Source organism: Mesorhizobium waitakense (assembly GCF_056431085.1).
Window position 1 is genome coordinate 1 of record NZ_JBWKME010000169.1, and the last position, 17,161, is coordinate 17,161.

The following is a 17,161-nucleotide window of genomic DNA, read 5'->3' on the forward strand; positions in this document are numbered from 1 at the left end:
GCGCTGGCCCCAAGGGCCGGCCTCGAACGCCGCCAGCGCCTTTTCGGCGGCCTGAGCGTCGACGGCACGGTAGATTCCCTTCAGGGCTGTCACGAGCGGCTTGCGATCCTTCCAGGACACGAAGTCCATTGAGTTCCGGCAGGAAGAGTACGGCGGGCCGCCAGAAGGTAGGGATCGACGGAAATCCGGGCATGAGCACGACCGCCGTCGCCCTGCGGCGTACGTGCAGTAGTATCCTGCGCGCGTCAGGCTCTCGTCATCGAGATGCCAGCCGTCGGCAGCGTTCCCGTCACGGAAGCGAAGATCGAAGGCGCTGAGGGAGGCGTACTCGGGCAACGGACCCGCGTGCGCACCGATGGCCAGCTTGATACGAGCGGCGATATCCATGATTTGGATCCTTTCTTTGCACGATAAATGAAGTCGCTCACCAAGTGGCGAGGGTCATATGCGTGCGAAAGAAAGGGCGCCCATAAACATGGGACGAGCGGGTCGGCTGCGACAAACGGTGTACAATGCTTCTTCATAGTCTGCGTTTGTGAAGCGGGCGACGTATGCAGCCTCAAACATTTCGAGAAGGCCGTCCCCCGATTCCTCTCAAGCTACTAATGAACACCTCGGCCGCGCGGCCAACAACGTCTAGCTTCCAAACACCATCGTCACAGTAATATGCGTTCCGTATCCCCTGCTTGATCTCACGCCGCAGCAGTTCATCATTCGGAGCCTTGGCGTGTAGCCAATGATCGCCTCGGAGAGCGCACAGAACCTGCTCCAATTCCTGGGTGCCGAATTCGAGCGTTACACAAATTCGTTCGGCTCGGGGCAGGGTTTCGGCGACCGCGACCGCGCTATAGCCGGTGAGCGCTGCTGAAGATGACGAACCGTTGTCAGGCACGGTAACCTCGTTGCGATACCAAGCCTGGGCCTGCATAAACTCCAGGTCCGATGAGCGGCCTTCAAACTGAATTTCGCCATACCCACGCGGGCCAAGCCCGCTGTGTACGTCGATCACGCAAATACGCTCACGCTGGAAACCATATAGCTTGAGCAGCCGCCGCCATAGTATGTTTGAAAATGCCGGCGAGAGGCCGCCAAAAAACATGCCGTCGGGGAATTCATATTGACCCTTGGTTAACGCCGAAATGAAGGCCTGATGACCGTTTTGCTCGACATAAGAGCGAATGGCCACTTCAGCAGTTTCCCGCGACGGCCCCTCCCAGCATTGTGGGACCACCAAGTCGTGTAATTTGCGGTACTCATCGTTCCTTGGAAGCGGCTTAGCATGATCTATGAAGTTGCGATTGAGGTCGACGTTGCACTCGTCCACTCGTCTCAGATAGGCAAAGCCATGGGGACTGAGCGCGTGGACGAGTAGGACGGCGGTGTCGCCGTTTCGCTCGGCAAGGAGGCGCTGCTCCAGAATTCCGATCAAACACCCCGAACCGCAGAACCCTTCCACTCCATGTAGACCCGTCGTCACGATCACAAGGTTAGGGAGTGCGATATCACCAACGAGGGCCACGTCGGTAGTAAGTTCTTCGCCGTTCGGACCAAATCCACAGTGGCGGTATTGCAAAGGTTTGGCACCGACGCGGATCGCGGCCTCCCGGAATTTGTGCCGCGCCTCCTGGTAATGCGCCGAGAAAAAGGCCTTCATATTGGACATGGGTTACTCCGCGGAGAGCACAGCGCGCACCAGCGTGGTGGAATGGCGATCGGGCGGAAAATCGCGTCGAATTGGCTTCGCGATTATCGTGGCCCGGGATTGAAGATGCGATCGAGACGCCTGGTCAGCACGATGCCAGGAATGCTGACCACCAAGAAGAGCAGTCCGACCATCGAGATTGGCTCGAGATAGCGGTAGTAGATATTTGCCTCTTGTCGCGCCACGCCCATGACTTCCATAAGGGAGATAACCGACAGGATCGGCGTCTCCTTGAACATTGCGATGAAGTAATTAGCCAGCGCCGGGATCATCGGTGGAATGGCCTGGGGGAGGACAATGTGCCACCAAGTATGCCAATCAGACAGGTTGCAGGCCTTGGCGGCGTCCCACTGCCCACGCGTCACATTGTCGATTCCAGCGCGGTAGACCTCGGAAGTGTAGGCCGCGTAATGCAGACCCAAGCCCAACACCCCACAACTGAGGGGCGACAAAACGATGCCAAGGTCGGGCAGGATGTAGAAGAGGAAGTACAGCTGAACGAGCAGCGGCGTGCGACGAATGAACTCTACAAAGAACCTGACCGCCCGCCGGATCGCTACGCTTTGGGCACGCTGAGCGAAGGCAAAAAGCAGCCCGAGCGCCATGGCCATGGCCGATCCAAGCAAGGTGGCCTCAATGGTCACCAGCAAGCCCGCCAGCAGATCAGGCAAAATCTTGGCTACGAATTGCCAATCCCATGTCACAGGTCAGGCCTTCCAGCTGCGGTCGAGGCCAAAATTGACACGCTGCTCTAGTCTCTGCGTGGCCCATGCGATGGCAGACGCCATGATGAAATAAAGGACCAGGATTGAGAGATATGGGCCTGCTGTCTGGCCAGTTTGCATTCGGACGATTTGGGCATTGAAGGTCATGTCCGCCAACGAAATGAGAGAGACGACCGAGGTTGCTTTCAGGAGTTCGATCCCGGCGTTGCCGAGGGCTGGAAGCATGATGATGAACGCCTGCGGCATAATGATGTGTCGTAACGTTTGGCTCTTGGTCAAATTCAGGGCCAGTGCGGCTTCATGCTGGTCAGCAGGGACGGCGCGCACAGCCGCCCTTACAACTTCGGCTGCATAGGCGCCAACGTTCAATCCGAGCGCAAGCGAACCGGCTTGGAACGGAGACAGACGAATGCCAAACAACGGCAGCGCGAAATAGACCCAGAACAATTGCACGATGACCGAAGTGCCTCGGAAGAATTCGATGTAGGCGGTGCTGGCCCATCGCACGGCAGCAACCCGTGACAATCTCCCTAGGCCTGCAATCAATGCGGCGGGCAAGGCAACGAGCGCTCCGGCGACCGTTATCTCCACGGTCACCACCGCCCCTAGAAGGATCAGTTGCAAGAAACCCAAGCCTTGACCCATCAGTGACATGGAGAACCAGCCCTCCCCGCCTTTAACACATCGTCCGAAGGGTTGGACACGGTCACAGACGTTGACCAGCAGCGAGAATCTTCTTCAAGAAGGCGCGCGTCCGCTCGCAAGAAGGCTCGCGGAAAATCTTGTCGGGAGCTCCTTCTTCGACAATGGAACCTGCATCGAGAAAAAGCACCCGATCGGCAAATTCATGGGCAAAGCTCATCTCGTGCGTGACAAGCAACATTGTCATGTCCGTCTCCCGGCTGAGCCGGGTGATCACGGCCAGCACCTCCTCGACCAGTTCCGGATCCAAGGCAGAGGTGATTTCGTCGAGGAGAAGGATTTGCGGCTTGAGCGCCAGCGCCCTGGCAATGCCGACGCGCTGCTTTTGACCCCCCGAAAGGGCGGCCGGCCGTTCATTTGCCTTGTCCTCAAGTCCCACCATCTTCAGCAACTCCAGCCCGGCCTTCCGGGCTGCGTCTGGGCTACTTTGCTTGTTCAGGATTGGCGCGAGGGTGACATTCTCCAGCACCGTCTTGTGCGGGAACAGATTGAAGTGCTGGAAGACCATCCCGAACTGGCTTCGCATCCGGCTCAAATGCCGTGCCGAGGCCGCCTGCGCTGACCCGTTGCGCAGCTCGGAAAAGACCGATTGTCCGCCTACCAAAACCTCTCCGCCATCGATCCCCTCCAGGGTCATGAGGATGCGCAGCACGGTAGTCTTGCCGGACCCGGACGGGCCGATCAAAGCCAGTCTTTCCCCGCTGGCCACGGCAAAGGAAAGCTCATTGAGAACAGTTCGCCCGCCAAAGTGCTTGCGGACACCCCGAAACTCTACGGCCGGGATCGTCATCGTGGATTCTTCCAGATTTGATATTCGTGCCATCTCAGCAATCTCTCCGTGCGGCACCCAGACCGGAGGCTGGTGCTGCACGGAGAGCAGCAGCTCATTGGGAGGCTGAACACAGAGCTGCCGTCGTCTGCCCCTCGCGCAAGGGCACATGCGAAGAAAGGGCGTACTTTGCCATAATCTGCGCATAGCGGCCGTTCGCGACGATCTTCGCAAGCCCCTGGTTGTAGAGGTCCCGAAGGGCGACATCTTCCTTGTTGAATGCGGCCCCCCCACACCCGATCGGCGTTCCCTTTACCGGAAAGACGACAGCCAATTGGGCATCCGAATTTTGACCCTGCAAGGCTTCCAGCGAAGCATCCGGCAGCGCAAACAGGTCAATGCGCCCATCTTGGAGCATTTTGACTGCGCTGACACCATCCGGAAAGATAACCATGTTTTGCGGTGCGACGCCTGCTTCTGTTGCGAAACGCTGCTCTGAACAACCACCACAAACTCCGATGCGCAGATTCGCGTCAGCCACATCCTTATAACTTTGGATCTTTCCTTTGAGAGCGGCTTTCATCATGAAACCCTCGGAGTTGCATACGACCGGCTCCGAGTAGATTACTTGCTCGCAACGAGCAGGCTTGATGAAGAGCGCACCGGAAGAAATGATATCGACCCGGCGCGCCTGGAGGGCGGGAATCATGGCGCCGTAGTCCATCACCTGTGCTGCGAAATTGGAAATACCCGTGGAAGCAAGGGCTTCGCGGTCTATATCGGGACCAACGCCTGTGAGCGAGCCGTCAGCTCCAACGACCATCCATGGCGCCTCGTTGGCGACCCCGGATGTTATGGTTCCTTTTTGCTTGAGGGCATCGACCGCGTCCTCAGCCGATGCCGTCCGGATTCCAGATGCCGTGGCCGCGCAAAGAACGGCAGTTGCAATCGCCGCATAAACTGCGCATCGGCTCGCGAAGTTGTGGTGTCCGCTCATATCCGTTCCCTTTGTTTCTTGTTGATGTGAAGCCGGGCCGACTTCGATCCCGGAGGGCGCCACGGCTCCAGATCCCTCCCGAGGCCTGCCGTGCCGAACTTTCTCGCTGATCGGACCAATTTTTAACACGAAACGATGCATGTCAATCTTCAAATTGGCATGATCCAATTGAGGCCGCCGTCAGAAGGCGCCTCCCGGAGAGTGGACCTCCGATACAAGAATGAGATGCGAGATCACCCGCAGGATAACGACGCCGGACGGCGTCGGCGAAACCGGTGATCCGGCCACAGTTCGATCAGATGGCCGGTGCGCCTGGTTCCGGGTCGCTGGCAAGCAGGCGCGCGAGCATCTCTACGCCGCGCTGGAAGTCATTGTCTTCTCGAACGGAGTCGCCGACGGTTAGCCTCACCGCATGCGGGTCGGCCTCCCGGCCGACGATGAAGGGATCCGGACCTGTGATCAGCAAACCTCTTCGCCTGGCCTCTTCTACGAATGGGCCAGTCCGCCAGAGGCCGGGAAGCGGCAACCAGACATGCAGCGAGGCCGGGTGCGAACCTCTCTGAGCGTTTCCCAGCGCGCGATCGAGAATCTTATGACGGCGCGCGAGCTTGCGCCTCTGCCAAGAGATGAGATCGTCCATCGTTCCGTCCGTCAGCCATCTGCAGCTGATCTCGGCAACAAAGGGATTCGTCATCCATCCTGTCGTTCTCAGGCGAGAAATTGCCCGCGACACAAGTATCTCGGGCACCAGGAGATAGCCGGTTCGCAGTGAGTGGAGAACACTTTTGGAAAAGCTCGTCGCATAGCAGGTGCGCTCTGGCGCAAACGCGGCTATCGGAGGCAGTCTCTTCTCCATCAGCGGACCGAAAACGTCGTCCTCTAAGATCCACACGTTGAATTGCCGTGCGATGCCCGCAATGGCTCGTCGGCGATCCTCGTCCATCAAGCTGACCGTGGGATTGTTCAGCGTCGGGGTGACGCAAATGGCCTTCACGCGCTCACGATTGCAAAGGGTCACAAAGGCATCCGGAAGAATTCCATATTCGTCGCTGGCCAGGCCGCGCAGCTGCAGTTTCAGTATGGCGGATTCCGTGATGACGCTGCTGTCAACCAAATGATCGGCCGCGACGATATCCCCTGGCTCCGTGACCGACGCGAGTGCGACCCAAAGGCCGTGCTGACAGCCATTGGTTATCAACAACGTCTCCGGCGAGGCCTTCAGATCAAGCGTCTTCAGCCACTCGGCGCCCACCATTCGATGATGGTTCAGCCCTACGATCGGCCGGTGCGCAAGAAGCGATTCCAGCTCTCGTGATTTCGAAAGCGTAGCCAGCATGCCTCTCAGCGCCTCAAGATGCTTTTCTCCTGCGATCGGCGCCATTGTCGAGAAGTCCAGGAGGTCTTCTTCCCTTTTATCGACGATCGAGCTCGGCACTTTGTCGGGATTTGCGTAGCGAACGAAGGTGCCGCGCCCGATTTCCCCTGACACGAGCCCGCGCCGTTCGAGTTCAGCATATGCCCTGAAGATGGTCTGAACACTCACTCCCATTCGGAAGGACAGATCGCGGTGAGGAGGCAGCCGTTCTCCAGGTTTGAGTTCACCGGCGTCGATGGCAGCAGCGACCGCGTCGGCAATCGCCAAGTAACGAGCCCCTCCTGAGGCGGAAACGATCGGCTTCCAGGTCCAACGCATCCTCGCGCCTCCGCATATTGGCATGATCCAATACGCTGATTGACATGCCTTGTGCCTGTCGTATCACCTAGCGGCTCCAAACGCAAAAGAGTACAGTGATGTCCCGGTTTACATTGGAAGAATATTCCCATCGCCTTGCGAGAACCAGGGACGCGATGCTGCAGCGCCAAATCGAGGTTCTGCTGATCACGTCGCCTGAGAACATGAACTATCTCACCGGCTATGACGCCTGGTCTTTCTACACGCATCAGATGGCGATCATTTCTCTCGACCGTGAGCCAATCTGGATCGGACGTGGCATCGACGTACCATGTGCCACAGCTACAAGTTATCTGCAGCCAAACGACGTGATTGGATACCCGGATCAATACGTACAATCGACTGAACGCCATCCGATGGAATTCATCGCTCAGGAGTTGGAGCGAAGAGGCCTTGGAGGGCGCATCCTTGGCGTTGAGATGGACAACTACTACTTCACAGCGCTCTGCTATGAGAAGCTAAAGGCCTCATTGCCCCGTTGCACTTTCAGGGACGCCTCGAACCTGGTGAACTGGGTTCGTATCATCAAGTCCAGAGCCGAAATCGAGCTGATACGGCAGGCAGGGGTTATAGCTGACCGCGCCATGGCCACAGGGGTCGAAGCTATTTCGCCCACAGTCAGGCAATGTGACCTGGCCGCCCGCATCATGCAGGCTCAGATTGTCGGCACCGAATCCTTCGGAGGCGCGGTTCCAGGCGGGCTGGTCATGGGAATAGGCCCCAGGGCCGACGCCCCCCACCTTTCCTGGACTGACGATCCCGTCGGCTCTGACGTCGTGGCCAATATTGAGCTCGGGGGCTGCCGCGCCCGATATCACGCCGGTCTGGCCAGAAGCGTCTATCTGGGCAACCCACCCGATCAATTGCGACATCTGGCAGCCGTCGTGCGTGAAGGCATGGAAGCAGTATTCTCCACTGTCGCGCCGGGCCGGACATGCGCGCAACTCGAAGAGGCTTGGCGCGGCGTGCTCTCACGTTTTGGGTTCAACAAGCCATCCAGGATCGGGTACTCGATCGGTTTGGGTTATCCACCGGACTGGGGCGAGCACACGGCCAGCCTGCGTCCTGGCGACACGACCGAACTCCGGCCCAATATGACCTTCCACGTCATTCTGGGCATGTGGCAGGGTGCCTTGAGCTTTGTCCTCAGCGAAACCATCCTGGTTACCGACAATGGCCATGAGTCCTTCTGCCGGATGCCTCGCGAACTATTTGTCGTTTCCTAGGAGTCGATCGTTGACCACCTTGTTGCCGCCACCTAAGCCATTGGGCTTGCTTCGTCTCGATGAGCCGGAACCCGCGAGCTATCCTTCGCGATGTCTCGGCGAAATCGGCCTTTTCCCGCAAGGAGTGATCGAGGAGGTCGTCGAAGGGGTCTCGGTTCCCGACATCCTTCAAGATCTCCCCCATGTGCGCGGAGCCTATCTTCGCGCCTCTCGTCGACTGCGGGAACGGGGTTGCTCGGGGGTTGTCTCTAACTGTGGCTATTCGGTGCTTTACCAGGAGGCTATTGCCTCTGCGGCAGGCGCCCCCACCGTCTCTTCCAGCCTGCTGCTGCTACCGCTCCTCACCGCCATCATCCCCTCGGATCAGAAGATCGCAATCATCTGCTTCGATAGGACAGCTTTGTCCGATGCGCATTTGCGAGCTGCCTGGCCGCAAGCCGACCACGACAGAATCCTCAAGGCAGGGATCGAAGGAACGGATGCCTGGCAGCTGATAAATCGGGCCGATGCCACTTACGATTGGGCCCTCATCAGCACCACACTGGATCATGTCTGCAGGACATACTTGCTTGATGAAAAACTCGGCGCGATTATCGTGGAATGCTGTGCGTTCTCCCCTTTTGTCCCTCAAATTCAGAGGCTGCTTCAATGTCCAACGTTCGACATCGTTTCTACGGTTAGCGCACTGCTCACTCAGGCATGAACTCGCAGTTGCTGCACGAGTCTCCGCCGCCCTCTTCTGGTCTATGCGATCTTCTGCCCTTCCAGCCGGAAAACCTTCGTTTGCCAACCTTGGGGGCGGTAAGGTCACGCGATCACGACAACGTATGGACGCCGCCGCTGCAGCTCTGATTTTGTCGCTCTGGCCCGATCGTCTCGCCAACAGATTGCTGACTGGAATCGGGCCAGGAGAATTCCAGAGCTTCACGTATTGCGGAACCACCACGGCATGAAGTCCTCAACCCAGCCATGACGCTGACCGCTGGACTACGGCTCGGTAGCGAGGATGGGAATATCATCACGCGTTAGTCTAGCCGCGTACCCGTTCCGCCGGTTCCGTTTTGATGCGCTCGCCCGGCCGCTTCGGGAACAGGACCGACGCAACCACCCGGCACCTCGCGTCGACATCGCTAACCTGCCTTGACTTCGACCGACATCACGGACCACGCCGAGGCGATGTCTCTCGATTCCTGACCGTGCCCTCGATCGCGTCGACTTTTTACCTGGAACACGATGCGCTACGCCGGCCCAGCGTCGCTCACATTGGCCATTGCAATCCCTTTCAGCGATCCGGCTTGTGCTGATTAATCTAGCTGTACGCAGAAGCCGGACAGGATCCACAAAGCAAACTGATCGACTGGATTTTGAAAAGATTTCCGGTGACGACACCTCGTCGGTCTCGATGTCGGACACGGCCGATTTTTCCAATCGGGCCATTCACTTTTGCCCGCCTTATTGCGGTATCGAAATACAGGCGCAACACAGATTTCATGCAAAATCACATTAGCATCGTGGCGAATGTGCTAGGGCTTTGAGGCGCCCCTTCGGGAAACAATTCGCTCACGATCACATTACGCTTCGCCGGGGAGCCTTGCGTGCCAGCGGCAGTGTCGGTCGCAAAATTGTTGCAGGAACCGATCATGCAAGCCCCCCATATGACTAGAGTGCAATTAACGGAAAAGCTTGGTTCGGTCGACCGGGGCAGTTACCAAGTCGGCACCAATGCACGCTTAGCCACGGGGCTCGGCCATTATCTCCATCTGACGGATGGTGTTCCTAAATCTGAGCACCTGTTCGACCTGCTGTCCGCTTTTGCCTTGCAGCTTGATTGCCCATGGACCGCTTATTGCTCCCTTCCCTCCAGCCAGAGGCCGCAAAATTCGGACCGGCGCCCTCCGGCCGCCATGGTGAACTACCCGGAAGATTGGCAGGAGCGCTATTTCAAGATGGGCTTCGAAAGAATTGATCCGATCCTAAAGACTGGTCGAAACCGGGTCAGCGCCTTCCGGTGGAGCGAGGTATACGCCGACGCAAATACAACTGAAAGAGAACGACTCTTTTTTGAAGAAGCTGCAAAATTCGGATTACGATCGGGCGTTAGCATTCCATTATACGGGCCCAGTGGCAGCTTCGCGATCTCGAGCTTCGCTCGACCTTCGGACGACGATTTGCAAAGCATAGCGATCACCTACTTGCATCTGGCCGCATTGCATTTCCATCTCAAAATTGCAGGGCATCCAGCGTCGACGTCGTCTAGCAGAAATCCCAATCTTACTATTAGAGAGCTGGAATGCCTTCTATGGACGTCCAGAGGGAAGTCGTCGTGGGAGATTGGTGCTATTGTTGGAATATCAAAGAATACCGTCAATTTCCATATAAATAAAGCAATGGCAAAGCTAAACACCTCAAGTCGCACAGTGGCGGCTGTGAAAGCCGTCAATTGCGGCCTAATTGATTGTTTAGAGACAAGTTAACTAGCTTGCATTCCGCTCATGGAGCCATAGCTTGGTGGCATATATCGCAACATTGGTAATTTTGCCGAACGGCTTTTGAGAGCGGTCTTGCGGTGATGAGAAGCAGAGTGAAAGACCAGGCTATCGAGCGTCTTCTGACATTCATCATGAATGGCCAGACGCTCCAACGTGATCTGGATGTCATCCTTGACAGGACTGCTCGGGCGAACATTTAGTGTATCGATGACAAAACCTCATGTCAGTTGGTTGCCGGAAATCAATGATGCGACGAGGCCTCGCTACATGGCCATTGTAGAGGCCCTTGAGCGGGCCATTGAATCCAAGCAACTATATCCAGGACAACGGTTGCCGACCCAGCGCGCACTCGCAGGCGCGCTTCGAATAAGTGTCCAGACGGTTTCCAGAGCTTATATCGAGGCCCAGCGAAAGGGTTTGACCACCGGGGCGATTGGTCGCGGCACATTTGTGGAACGTGTCAGAATTAGACAAAGCAAGTCTGTTGCTCACAAAGAACGCGCAAACATCTTTGACTTTGCCAATCTGATGCCCCTCGTATCGGACCTGCATGTCGATGCGCTTAAACAAGCGATGATCGACCTATCCAAAGATCCGGCGATAAACTGCTTACTTGAGCGTCCTACGGCGCAGGGACTGGCGCCTCATCGGCAGGCTGGAGCGGCCTGGTTGGGGCGCAATGGGGTCGATGTTCTCGCCGAAGAAGTTATCGTCACTAACGGCGCTGCCCACGGCATTTGGATGGCAATGGCCAGCAGCGTTGGGATCGGTGACGTGGTAGCGACCGAGGCATTGGCCGCCCCCTCAATCATTAGCAACGCGTCGAAGCTCAAGCTTCGGCTGCGCGGGATCGAACTGGATGAGGAGGGTATTATTCCGGAAGCTCTCGAAGATGCCCACCAGCGGGAGCCGTTTAAGCTGCTGTGCATCACTCCCTGCTATAATAATCCCACTGTCTCGCTAATGGAAGAACCGCGACGCGCCAAGATCGCCGAGCTAGCGCGTCGGCACGGCTTGCTGATAATTGAAAACGATGTTTTCGGCCCCTTGATCCCCCGCCGACCAAAGCCACTCTGGCATTTCGCACCCGAGCGGACGTTTTATGTTTCTAGTTTGTCTTATACGGTGATGTCCTCTTTGCGAGCAGGCTATTTGGTTGGACCTGCCGCGACGATTCCGCGGATTGTGTCGCAGCTGCCAGTCGCTGAGTGCACGGGAAATACGTGGACAGCCGAAGTTGCTGCGAGATGGCTTTCTGATGGCACTGCCGACCGCCTGATCGATTGGCAAAGAAAGAAGCTGGAGATACGGAACAAGATGGTTGCGAAAATCCTTGATCATGCGGATATCTCAAGTCGTATTCATGCCATGCACCTTTGGCTCTATCTACCAGAGCAATGGCGTTCGCGCCATTTCGTCGAACAGGCGCGGTCACTTGGCCTTCTCGTGGCGTCGCCGGACTCGTTTATCGTAGGTCGAGCGGCTGAGCCTCATGCAGTCCGAATTGCTCTTGGCGACACGAACCGGGACGAGCATCGGTTTGTGAAGGGTCTCCAATCCATCGCTAGCCTGCTGCAAGAGAGCCCCGAGCCTTTCAGAGCCGTCTATTGAAGACTTGCTCCACACACGGATGTTAACGACGGAAGTGGTCTTGCACTTGCTGCAGCAGCTCGCATAACACTTGTGGGCCTTAATCTGGAGACACGACAATTTCAGCTTTCTGCCCTATTCGCGCTGCACGAACAGTAACACTTCGAACCTGACGAGCAGCTATCTCATTTAGTCCGACGCGATGACAAAATGAATTGCTGCCGTACGAATTCGAACGAGATGCCCTTGACCCTCAAACCCTGAGCTTGCCCGGTCGCAAGCGCGCTCGCAGGGCATGTGCGTGTGGACGCTTGTCGTTACATATCTGTCGCATCCTGTCATAAGTCCAGAAAATATGAAAGATAAGGACTCAACCGCGCAATCTTGTCATAGAGCGCGCGCGCCCCTTGATTGGATGCATCGGTATTCCAATAGAGCCTCAGCCAGCCCTCGCGACGACCCTGGTCGGCCAGGTGCGCAATCATCGCTTCTGCGATTCCCCGCCGCCGCCAGGATTCATCAACATAGAGGTCAACCAAGAAGCAGAGCAGTCGGTCGCTCCAAGTGTAGGGGTGAACAATATAGTTGAGGAAAGCCATGGTCAGGCCGCATGGATCAACGGCGACGAGTGCCTTGGTCGTACTGCCTGGATTCTCAATCTGCTGCCATATTCTCTCTGAAACCTCTGGGGAAATGCCGGCTCGCTGATCGGCGCTGTACCGGTTCCAAAGCGATAGCCACGCGTCATGATCGGCAGGCCCCACAAGCCGAATCTGCATGGCTGGTCTCCGGTCGGGCAAGGGATGCATGTTTCAAGCTGAACGACGGCCACTCAGTCGTGCGCCCGTTCTGTTTCAAGAGGGTATGAGCCGTCGGCATCGTGGGTCTCTTTGCCATGAAGGGCCGGCGCAAAGACGCACGCGTTGCGCATTTGCGTGTAGGCGCGGAGGATATGCCTGTCGTGCTCATCCAGGATGTAGATCGTCCCTGGCCGGATTGGATGTATCTTGCCGTCTGATGAGGTTTCGATCTCGCCCTCGCCCTCCATGCAGAACACGGCCTCAAAGTGGTTCTTGTACCACATTCGGGTCTCTGTGTTCGGGTACATCGTCGTGATATGAAATGAGAACCCTACCCCGTCTTGGCTGAGAAGAAGGCGTATGCTCTCCCAAGTTTCCGCGGTTACGCGCCGATCCGATTGCCTCGCGTCCTGTAGCGTGCGGATAATCATATAAGCAATCCTTCCATTCTTTAGTGGTATTAGCGTGCGCTTGGAGAGCCGAGTGCTCCGAATCTGCGCCCTGAAAACGTTGCCGCGTCGATCACCGGGTCCCCTAGGAGATCCTCCGCCGCGGCAGATCCTCGTGTCGCAGCACCGCGCCGTCAGAGTCGTAGATGACACCGATGTCGGAGCGGTAGGACATGCCTGAGAAACGTATCTTCTCGATGTTGGTATAGGCATGGTGAGCGGCTTCAGCAGAGTTGCCACCTATACCCGTCACATGCAGCACCCGGCCGCCAGACGTCACAAGACGGTCTCCATTGGGGCGGACATTTGCGAGGAATAGCCGGCTGTTATCGCGGTCCACTGCATCGAGCCCGGAAATTGGAAAGCCGGCCTCGAAATCTCCGTACGGCCAACCGGGATAGCGGATCTCGCGGCCGTCCTCTGCCAGCCGTATCGTCGCCCCTTGTGCGGCCACTACATTGCAGTAACAGTTGTCGTCAGTTTCGAGCGACATCGAGCCAATCGCCCGATGCAAGATGCCTTCGCAAATCCGGACGAAATTGGTCTGCACCTTGGGCAGAACGACCTCAGCTTCCGAGTCGCCAAACCGAACGTTGATCTCGAGCACTTTGATTCCGTCGTCGCATAGCATGGCTCCGACATAAATGAAGCCCGTGTAGTTCAGGCGTTCCTCCCAGAGCCCGGCTCTTAGCGGCTCCAGGATCTCGGTCCGTACCTGACTATAAAGGGCTCCGTCCGCCAATGGATGCGGCGAGAGCGAGCCCATGCCATCGCAATTGACTCCAGTATTGCCATCATCGGAGCGTTTGTAATCGAGCGCCGCTGGAAAGAGCAGGAAATCCCGTCCGTCGAAGAGAGCGAAGAGTGATATCTCTAGTCCGTAGAGGCGCTCCTCGATCACGATACAGTTGCCAGCGTCTTGGTGTGCTCGCCCGAGCATGATGGTATCAACAGCATCAAGCGCCGATGCTTGGTCGTCGCACACATAAGCACCATTACCTTCGCATAATCCATCGGCCTTGACGACGACCAGATAGTCGAGCTCGCGGATGTAATTTTTCGCAGGTTCGGGTCGATCAAAGACCTCGAAACGTGCGGTATTCACGCCATGTCGCTTTAGCAGCCTCTTTGTGAACGACTTGCTCTTCTCAAGCCGAGCTGCGGCTCGATCTGGCCCGATTGTTGGGATCCCGCTGGCAATCAAAAAGTCGACATAACCAGTCGAAAGGGCATCGACATGGGAAACAAAGGCGAAATCTATTCGATGTTGTTGGCAAAATCGCGCCGCCGATGCCGGATCACTTAGCGACACCTCGGGCACAGTGTAGATGCGCTCTTCGGCGACGGCCGAATTTCCTGGCCCGTAAAAAACCTGTACGGCCGGATCCGTGCGCTGAAAGAGACTAGCGAGTGCATGGCCCCTGCCCGTTGAATCGATGAGCAGCACTTTGCGGCTGGGATTCGTCACCAATTTGTTCCTTGTTGTCACACTACGAGGCCATTGCGTGGACTGCGTTCCGGACTTTGTGCAAACCGGAAATACTCCGCCGGGAACGCCACCGCGCTCCTACGTCGTAAATTACCCAAGCCTGACTCGAATGCGACTACCTAACTGAGGGGTTGACTTTCGGCTCAATCGCACGCGCGGAAATGTTGCGAGACTGCCGAACTTGTCTGTCTGCGCATTAGCGCAATCCCTGCCTGGCTTTCGCAAATGCGCACTCACCCACGGCAGGTGCCTTTGTTGACACACAGCGAGGCACAGAAGGCTACTCACCTACTTATCCAGGTAGTATTCGAAAAGTCGATCCCTACTTAGTCTGTTCGGCGATCACCAGCCAAGGCAGTGCATATTGTGTGCTGCCGCCTACCGGACTCTAAGGTGTTCTCCGGCCATTCAGAAAGGGTTGTTCGCATAATTATGGACGAGATCACACCCAGCAGCTTCTTCGGGGAAGCGAGGGAACCAGGAACCTTCCTCAACGCCTCTGCATAGGGCTTGGCGCTATTCGAGACGTTTATGCCATTGACCAATAAAGGGAAAGGAACCATGCCGCCGGCGCGATGCTTTAGGGAGAGCTGTCCTCTTACACGTCAGGAATTTCGTGGGCGTGCGGGCAGTTTTAGCTCAGGAGTACATGATGGCCAGCCTGTTCCATCAAACGTTCCGTCAACTCTGCGTATCCCGCGAGGCGCGCCTACCAGTTCCAAAATAGGGAGGCAACGATGACTGACCAAAGTGCACCAGACGGTGGGGACGAATTCGCGATCTTCAACTATCTTGAGTCCGAAGTTCGCAGCTACGCCCGTAGCTTTCCTGTCGTTTTCGCGAGGGCGCAGGGGGCTCAGCTGTTTGCGCGCGATGGGACGGCCTATCTCGACTTTCTGATGGGATGCTCGAGTCTAAACTATGGTCACAACCCCGCTGAGCTGAAGTTGGCGCTCACAGACTACATTGCAAGTGACGGCATCACCCAAGGGCTCGACCTATATAATGAAGCTAAAGAGTCCTTCCTGCGAGAATTCCATGAGACAATCCTTAGGCCGCGACAACTAGACTACGTCGTGCAGTTTCCAGGCCCGACCGGCGCTAACGCGGTCGAGGCCGCCCTCAAGTTAGCGCGCAAGATCACTGGTCGGTCCAATGTCATTGCCTTCACGAACGGCTTTCATGGCATGAGCCTCGGCGCTCTATCGTGTACCGGGAGCCGGTACCATCGCGCACCCGCCGACCAGCTGCTCGGGGGCGTCTCACGACTTCCCTATGACGGCTATTTTGGACCTACTGTCGACACTGCCGATTACGTTGATCGCCTGCTCTCGGATCCCTCCAGCGGCGTAGACGCTCCGGCCGCGGTGATTGTCGAGACAGTTCAAGGTGAGGGCGGCCTCAATGTGGCTGGCACGGCATGGCTACGCAAAGTAGCAGCCATTGCACACAGACACGGAGCTCTGCTGATCATAGATGACATTCAGGCGGGTGTCGGCCGGACCGACGCATTCTTCAGCTTCGAGGCAGCTGGTCTCCGCCCGGACATCGTCACAATGGCGAAATCGATATCGGGTTATGGCTTGCCTATGGCCCTAGTCCTTATTGATCGAAAACTCGACAAGTGGCAACCGGGAGAACACAACGGCACGTTCCGCGGCAACTGCCATGCTTTCGTGACGGCGCGCGCAGCCCTAGAGCATTACTGGCGGACGGATAGCTTTGCAGCCTCCGTCGAGGAGAAAGGCAATCTGCTGAGAACCCGCCTTGAGCAGATCTCACGGAAATACGACCCGAGCCGTGTGTCAGCCAAAGGGCGAGGTATGATGCGGGGCGTCGATCTGAAATCTCGCGAGATTGCCGGTCAGGTCGTCAGGACCGCCTTCCAGAAAGGCCTCATCGTCGAGACCGCCGGTCCCAACGACGAGGTCGTGAAATGCCTACCACCCCTCGTCATTGGGGACCATCAACTTAGCCAGGGCCTCGACATCCTCGAAAACGCTATCGAAAGCGCGATCGACAGCACGGTGAATACCGCAGCTTGAGAGGTACCCCTCCGGTGAGGCTTTCAATTACCCACATCGTCGGCGGGGTCTATTGCCCCGGATGAATCTGCCGTGATTCTGTTCGTGACGCCGAATCACGGAGGCGTCACGGATGCGAGACAGGTCCAGCAGGAGCGAAGCCGCTTGGCAGGAGGAAGAGCTTTCCAAGGCGGCTCTTCCCGACAAGCGTCTGTCGCGTCGGCTTCGACGGTTACTGGATCAGATGTCAGCGGCGCCTGGCAAGCCAATCCCGGCGGCCTGCGGCGACTGGGCGGCGGCGAAGGCGGCCTACCGCTTCTTCGACAACCCGCGCGTGACCGAATACAGCGTTCTCGCCGGTCATTTCGCCGCGACTGCGGCGCGCGTTGCGGCGAGCGAAGGTCCGATCCTTATCCTGTCGAAGACGGTCGAAACCCGCTGATAAACGACGACAAGATCTGAAGCGC

Annotated in this window: 15 protein-coding genes and 1 pseudogene; 6 read left to right on the forward strand and 10 right to left on the reverse strand. The window is 57.1% G+C overall.

Annotated elements, in window-relative coordinates; genetic code table 11:
• The 7 genes and pseudogenes from AC07FD_RS31405 to ehuR (AC07FD_RS31435) all read right to left on the reverse strand — a co-directional run.
• Positions 1-138, reverse strand: a pseudogene (locus AC07FD_RS31405) (transposase); the annotation flags it as partial.
• A gap of 421 nt (positions 139-559) precedes the next feature.
• Positions 560-1,663, reverse strand: a complete 1,104-nt coding sequence (locus AC07FD_RS31410) for a M14 family metallopeptidase (protein WP_478352998.1) — start codon at positions 1,661-1,663, stop codon at positions 560-562.
• A gap of 83 nt (positions 1,664-1,746) precedes the next feature.
• Positions 1,747-2,406, reverse strand: a complete 660-nt coding sequence (ehuD, locus tag AC07FD_RS31415) for an ectoine/hydroxyectoine ABC transporter permease subunit EhuD (RefSeq protein WP_478352999.1) — start codon at positions 2,404-2,406, stop codon at positions 1,747-1,749.
• A gap of 3 nt (positions 2,407-2,409) precedes the next feature.
• Positions 2,410-3,072, reverse strand: a complete 663-nt coding sequence (gene ehuC / locus AC07FD_RS31420) for an ectoine/hydroxyectoine ABC transporter permease subunit EhuC (protein WP_478353012.1) — start codon at positions 3,070-3,072, stop codon at positions 2,410-2,412.
• A gap of 61 nt (positions 3,073-3,133) precedes the next feature.
• Positions 3,134-3,919, reverse strand: coding sequence for an ectoine/hydroxyectoine ABC transporter ATP-binding protein EhuA (ehuA, locus tag AC07FD_RS31425; RefSeq protein ID WP_478353000.1), 786 nt, complete (start codon positions 3,917-3,919; stop codon positions 3,134-3,136).
• A gap of 94 nt (positions 3,920-4,013) precedes the next feature.
• Positions 4,014-5,036: an ectoine/hydroxyectoine ABC transporter substrate-binding protein EhuB gene (gene ehuB, locus AC07FD_RS31430; RefSeq protein WP_478353001.1), complete on the reverse strand. Its 1,023-nt coding sequence runs from the start codon at positions 5,034-5,036 to the stop codon at positions 4,014-4,016.
• A gap of 154 nt (positions 5,037-5,190) precedes the next feature.
• On the reverse strand, positions 5,191-6,612 hold the full coding sequence (gene ehuR / locus AC07FD_RS31435; RefSeq protein ID WP_478353002.1) for a MocR-like ectoine utilization transcription factor EhuR: 1,422 nt from the start codon (positions 6,610-6,612) through the stop codon (positions 5,191-5,193).
• A 74-nt stretch (positions 6,613-6,686) separates the two neighbouring features.
• On the opposite strand from ehuR (AC07FD_RS31435), the gene AC07FD_RS31440 reads away from it, so the two are divergent.
• The 4 genes from AC07FD_RS31440 to ehuR (AC07FD_RS31455) all read left to right on the forward strand — a co-directional run bounded on the left by AC07FD_RS31440 (position 6,687) and on the right by ehuR (AC07FD_RS31455) (position 11,953).
• Positions 6,687-7,853 (forward strand): M24 family metallopeptidase, encoded by a 1,167-nt coding sequence (locus tag AC07FD_RS31440; RefSeq protein WP_478353003.1) that lies wholly within the window; start codon positions 6,687-6,689, stop codon positions 7,851-7,853.
• A 10-nt stretch (positions 7,854-7,863) separates the two neighbouring features.
• Positions 7,864-8,556, forward strand: coding sequence for an aspartate/glutamate racemase family protein (locus AC07FD_RS31445; protein ID WP_478353004.1), 693 nt, complete (start codon positions 7,864-7,866; stop codon positions 8,554-8,556).
• Positions 8,557-9,448: 892 nt separating this feature from the next.
• Positions 9,449-10,327, forward strand: a complete 879-nt coding sequence (locus AC07FD_RS31450) for a helix-turn-helix transcriptional regulator (RefSeq protein WP_478353005.1) — start codon at positions 9,449-9,451, stop codon at positions 10,325-10,327.
• A gap of 186 nt (positions 10,328-10,513) precedes the next feature.
• Positions 10,514-11,953, forward strand: a complete 1,440-nt coding sequence (gene ehuR, locus AC07FD_RS31455) for a MocR-like ectoine utilization transcription factor EhuR (protein WP_478353006.1) — start codon at positions 10,514-10,516, stop codon at positions 11,951-11,953.
• 317 nt (positions 11,954-12,270) lie between these two features.
• Here ehuR (AC07FD_RS31455) and AC07FD_RS31460 read toward each other — a convergent pair whose 3' ends face one another.
• The 3 genes from AC07FD_RS31460 to purD form a co-directional block, all read right to left on the reverse strand.
• Complete coding sequence (locus AC07FD_RS31460) at positions 12,271-12,711, reverse strand: N-acetyltransferase family protein (RefSeq protein ID WP_478353007.1); 441 nt, start codon at positions 12,709-12,711, stop codon at positions 12,271-12,273.
• Positions 12,712-12,764: 53 nt separating this feature from the next.
• The gene (locus AC07FD_RS31465; RefSeq protein ID WP_478353008.1) at positions 12,765-13,163 is read right to left on the reverse strand and encodes an ectoine synthase; all 399 of its coding nucleotides are present in this window, start codon (positions 13,161-13,163) and stop codon (positions 12,765-12,767) included.
• Positions 13,164-13,266: 103 nt separating this feature from the next.
• On the reverse strand, positions 13,267-14,649 hold the full coding sequence (purD, locus tag AC07FD_RS31470; protein ID WP_478353009.1) for a phosphoribosylamine--glycine ligase: 1,383 nt from the start codon (positions 14,647-14,649) through the stop codon (positions 13,267-13,269).
• Between the two features lie 758 nt (positions 14,650-15,407).
• Here purD and ectB point away from each other — a divergent pair.
• Entirely contained in the window at positions 15,408-16,715 is a 1,308-nt protein-coding gene (gene ectB, locus AC07FD_RS31475; RefSeq protein ID WP_478353010.1) for a diaminobutyrate--2-oxoglutarate transaminase, read from the forward strand.
• Between the two features lie 112 nt (positions 16,716-16,827).
• On the forward strand, positions 16,828-17,136 hold the full coding sequence (locus AC07FD_RS31480) for an IS4/Tn5 family transposase DNA-binding protein (RefSeq protein ID WP_478353011.1): 309 nt from the start codon (positions 16,828-16,830) through the stop codon (positions 17,134-17,136).
• Positions 17,137-17,161: the final 25 nt, after the last annotated feature.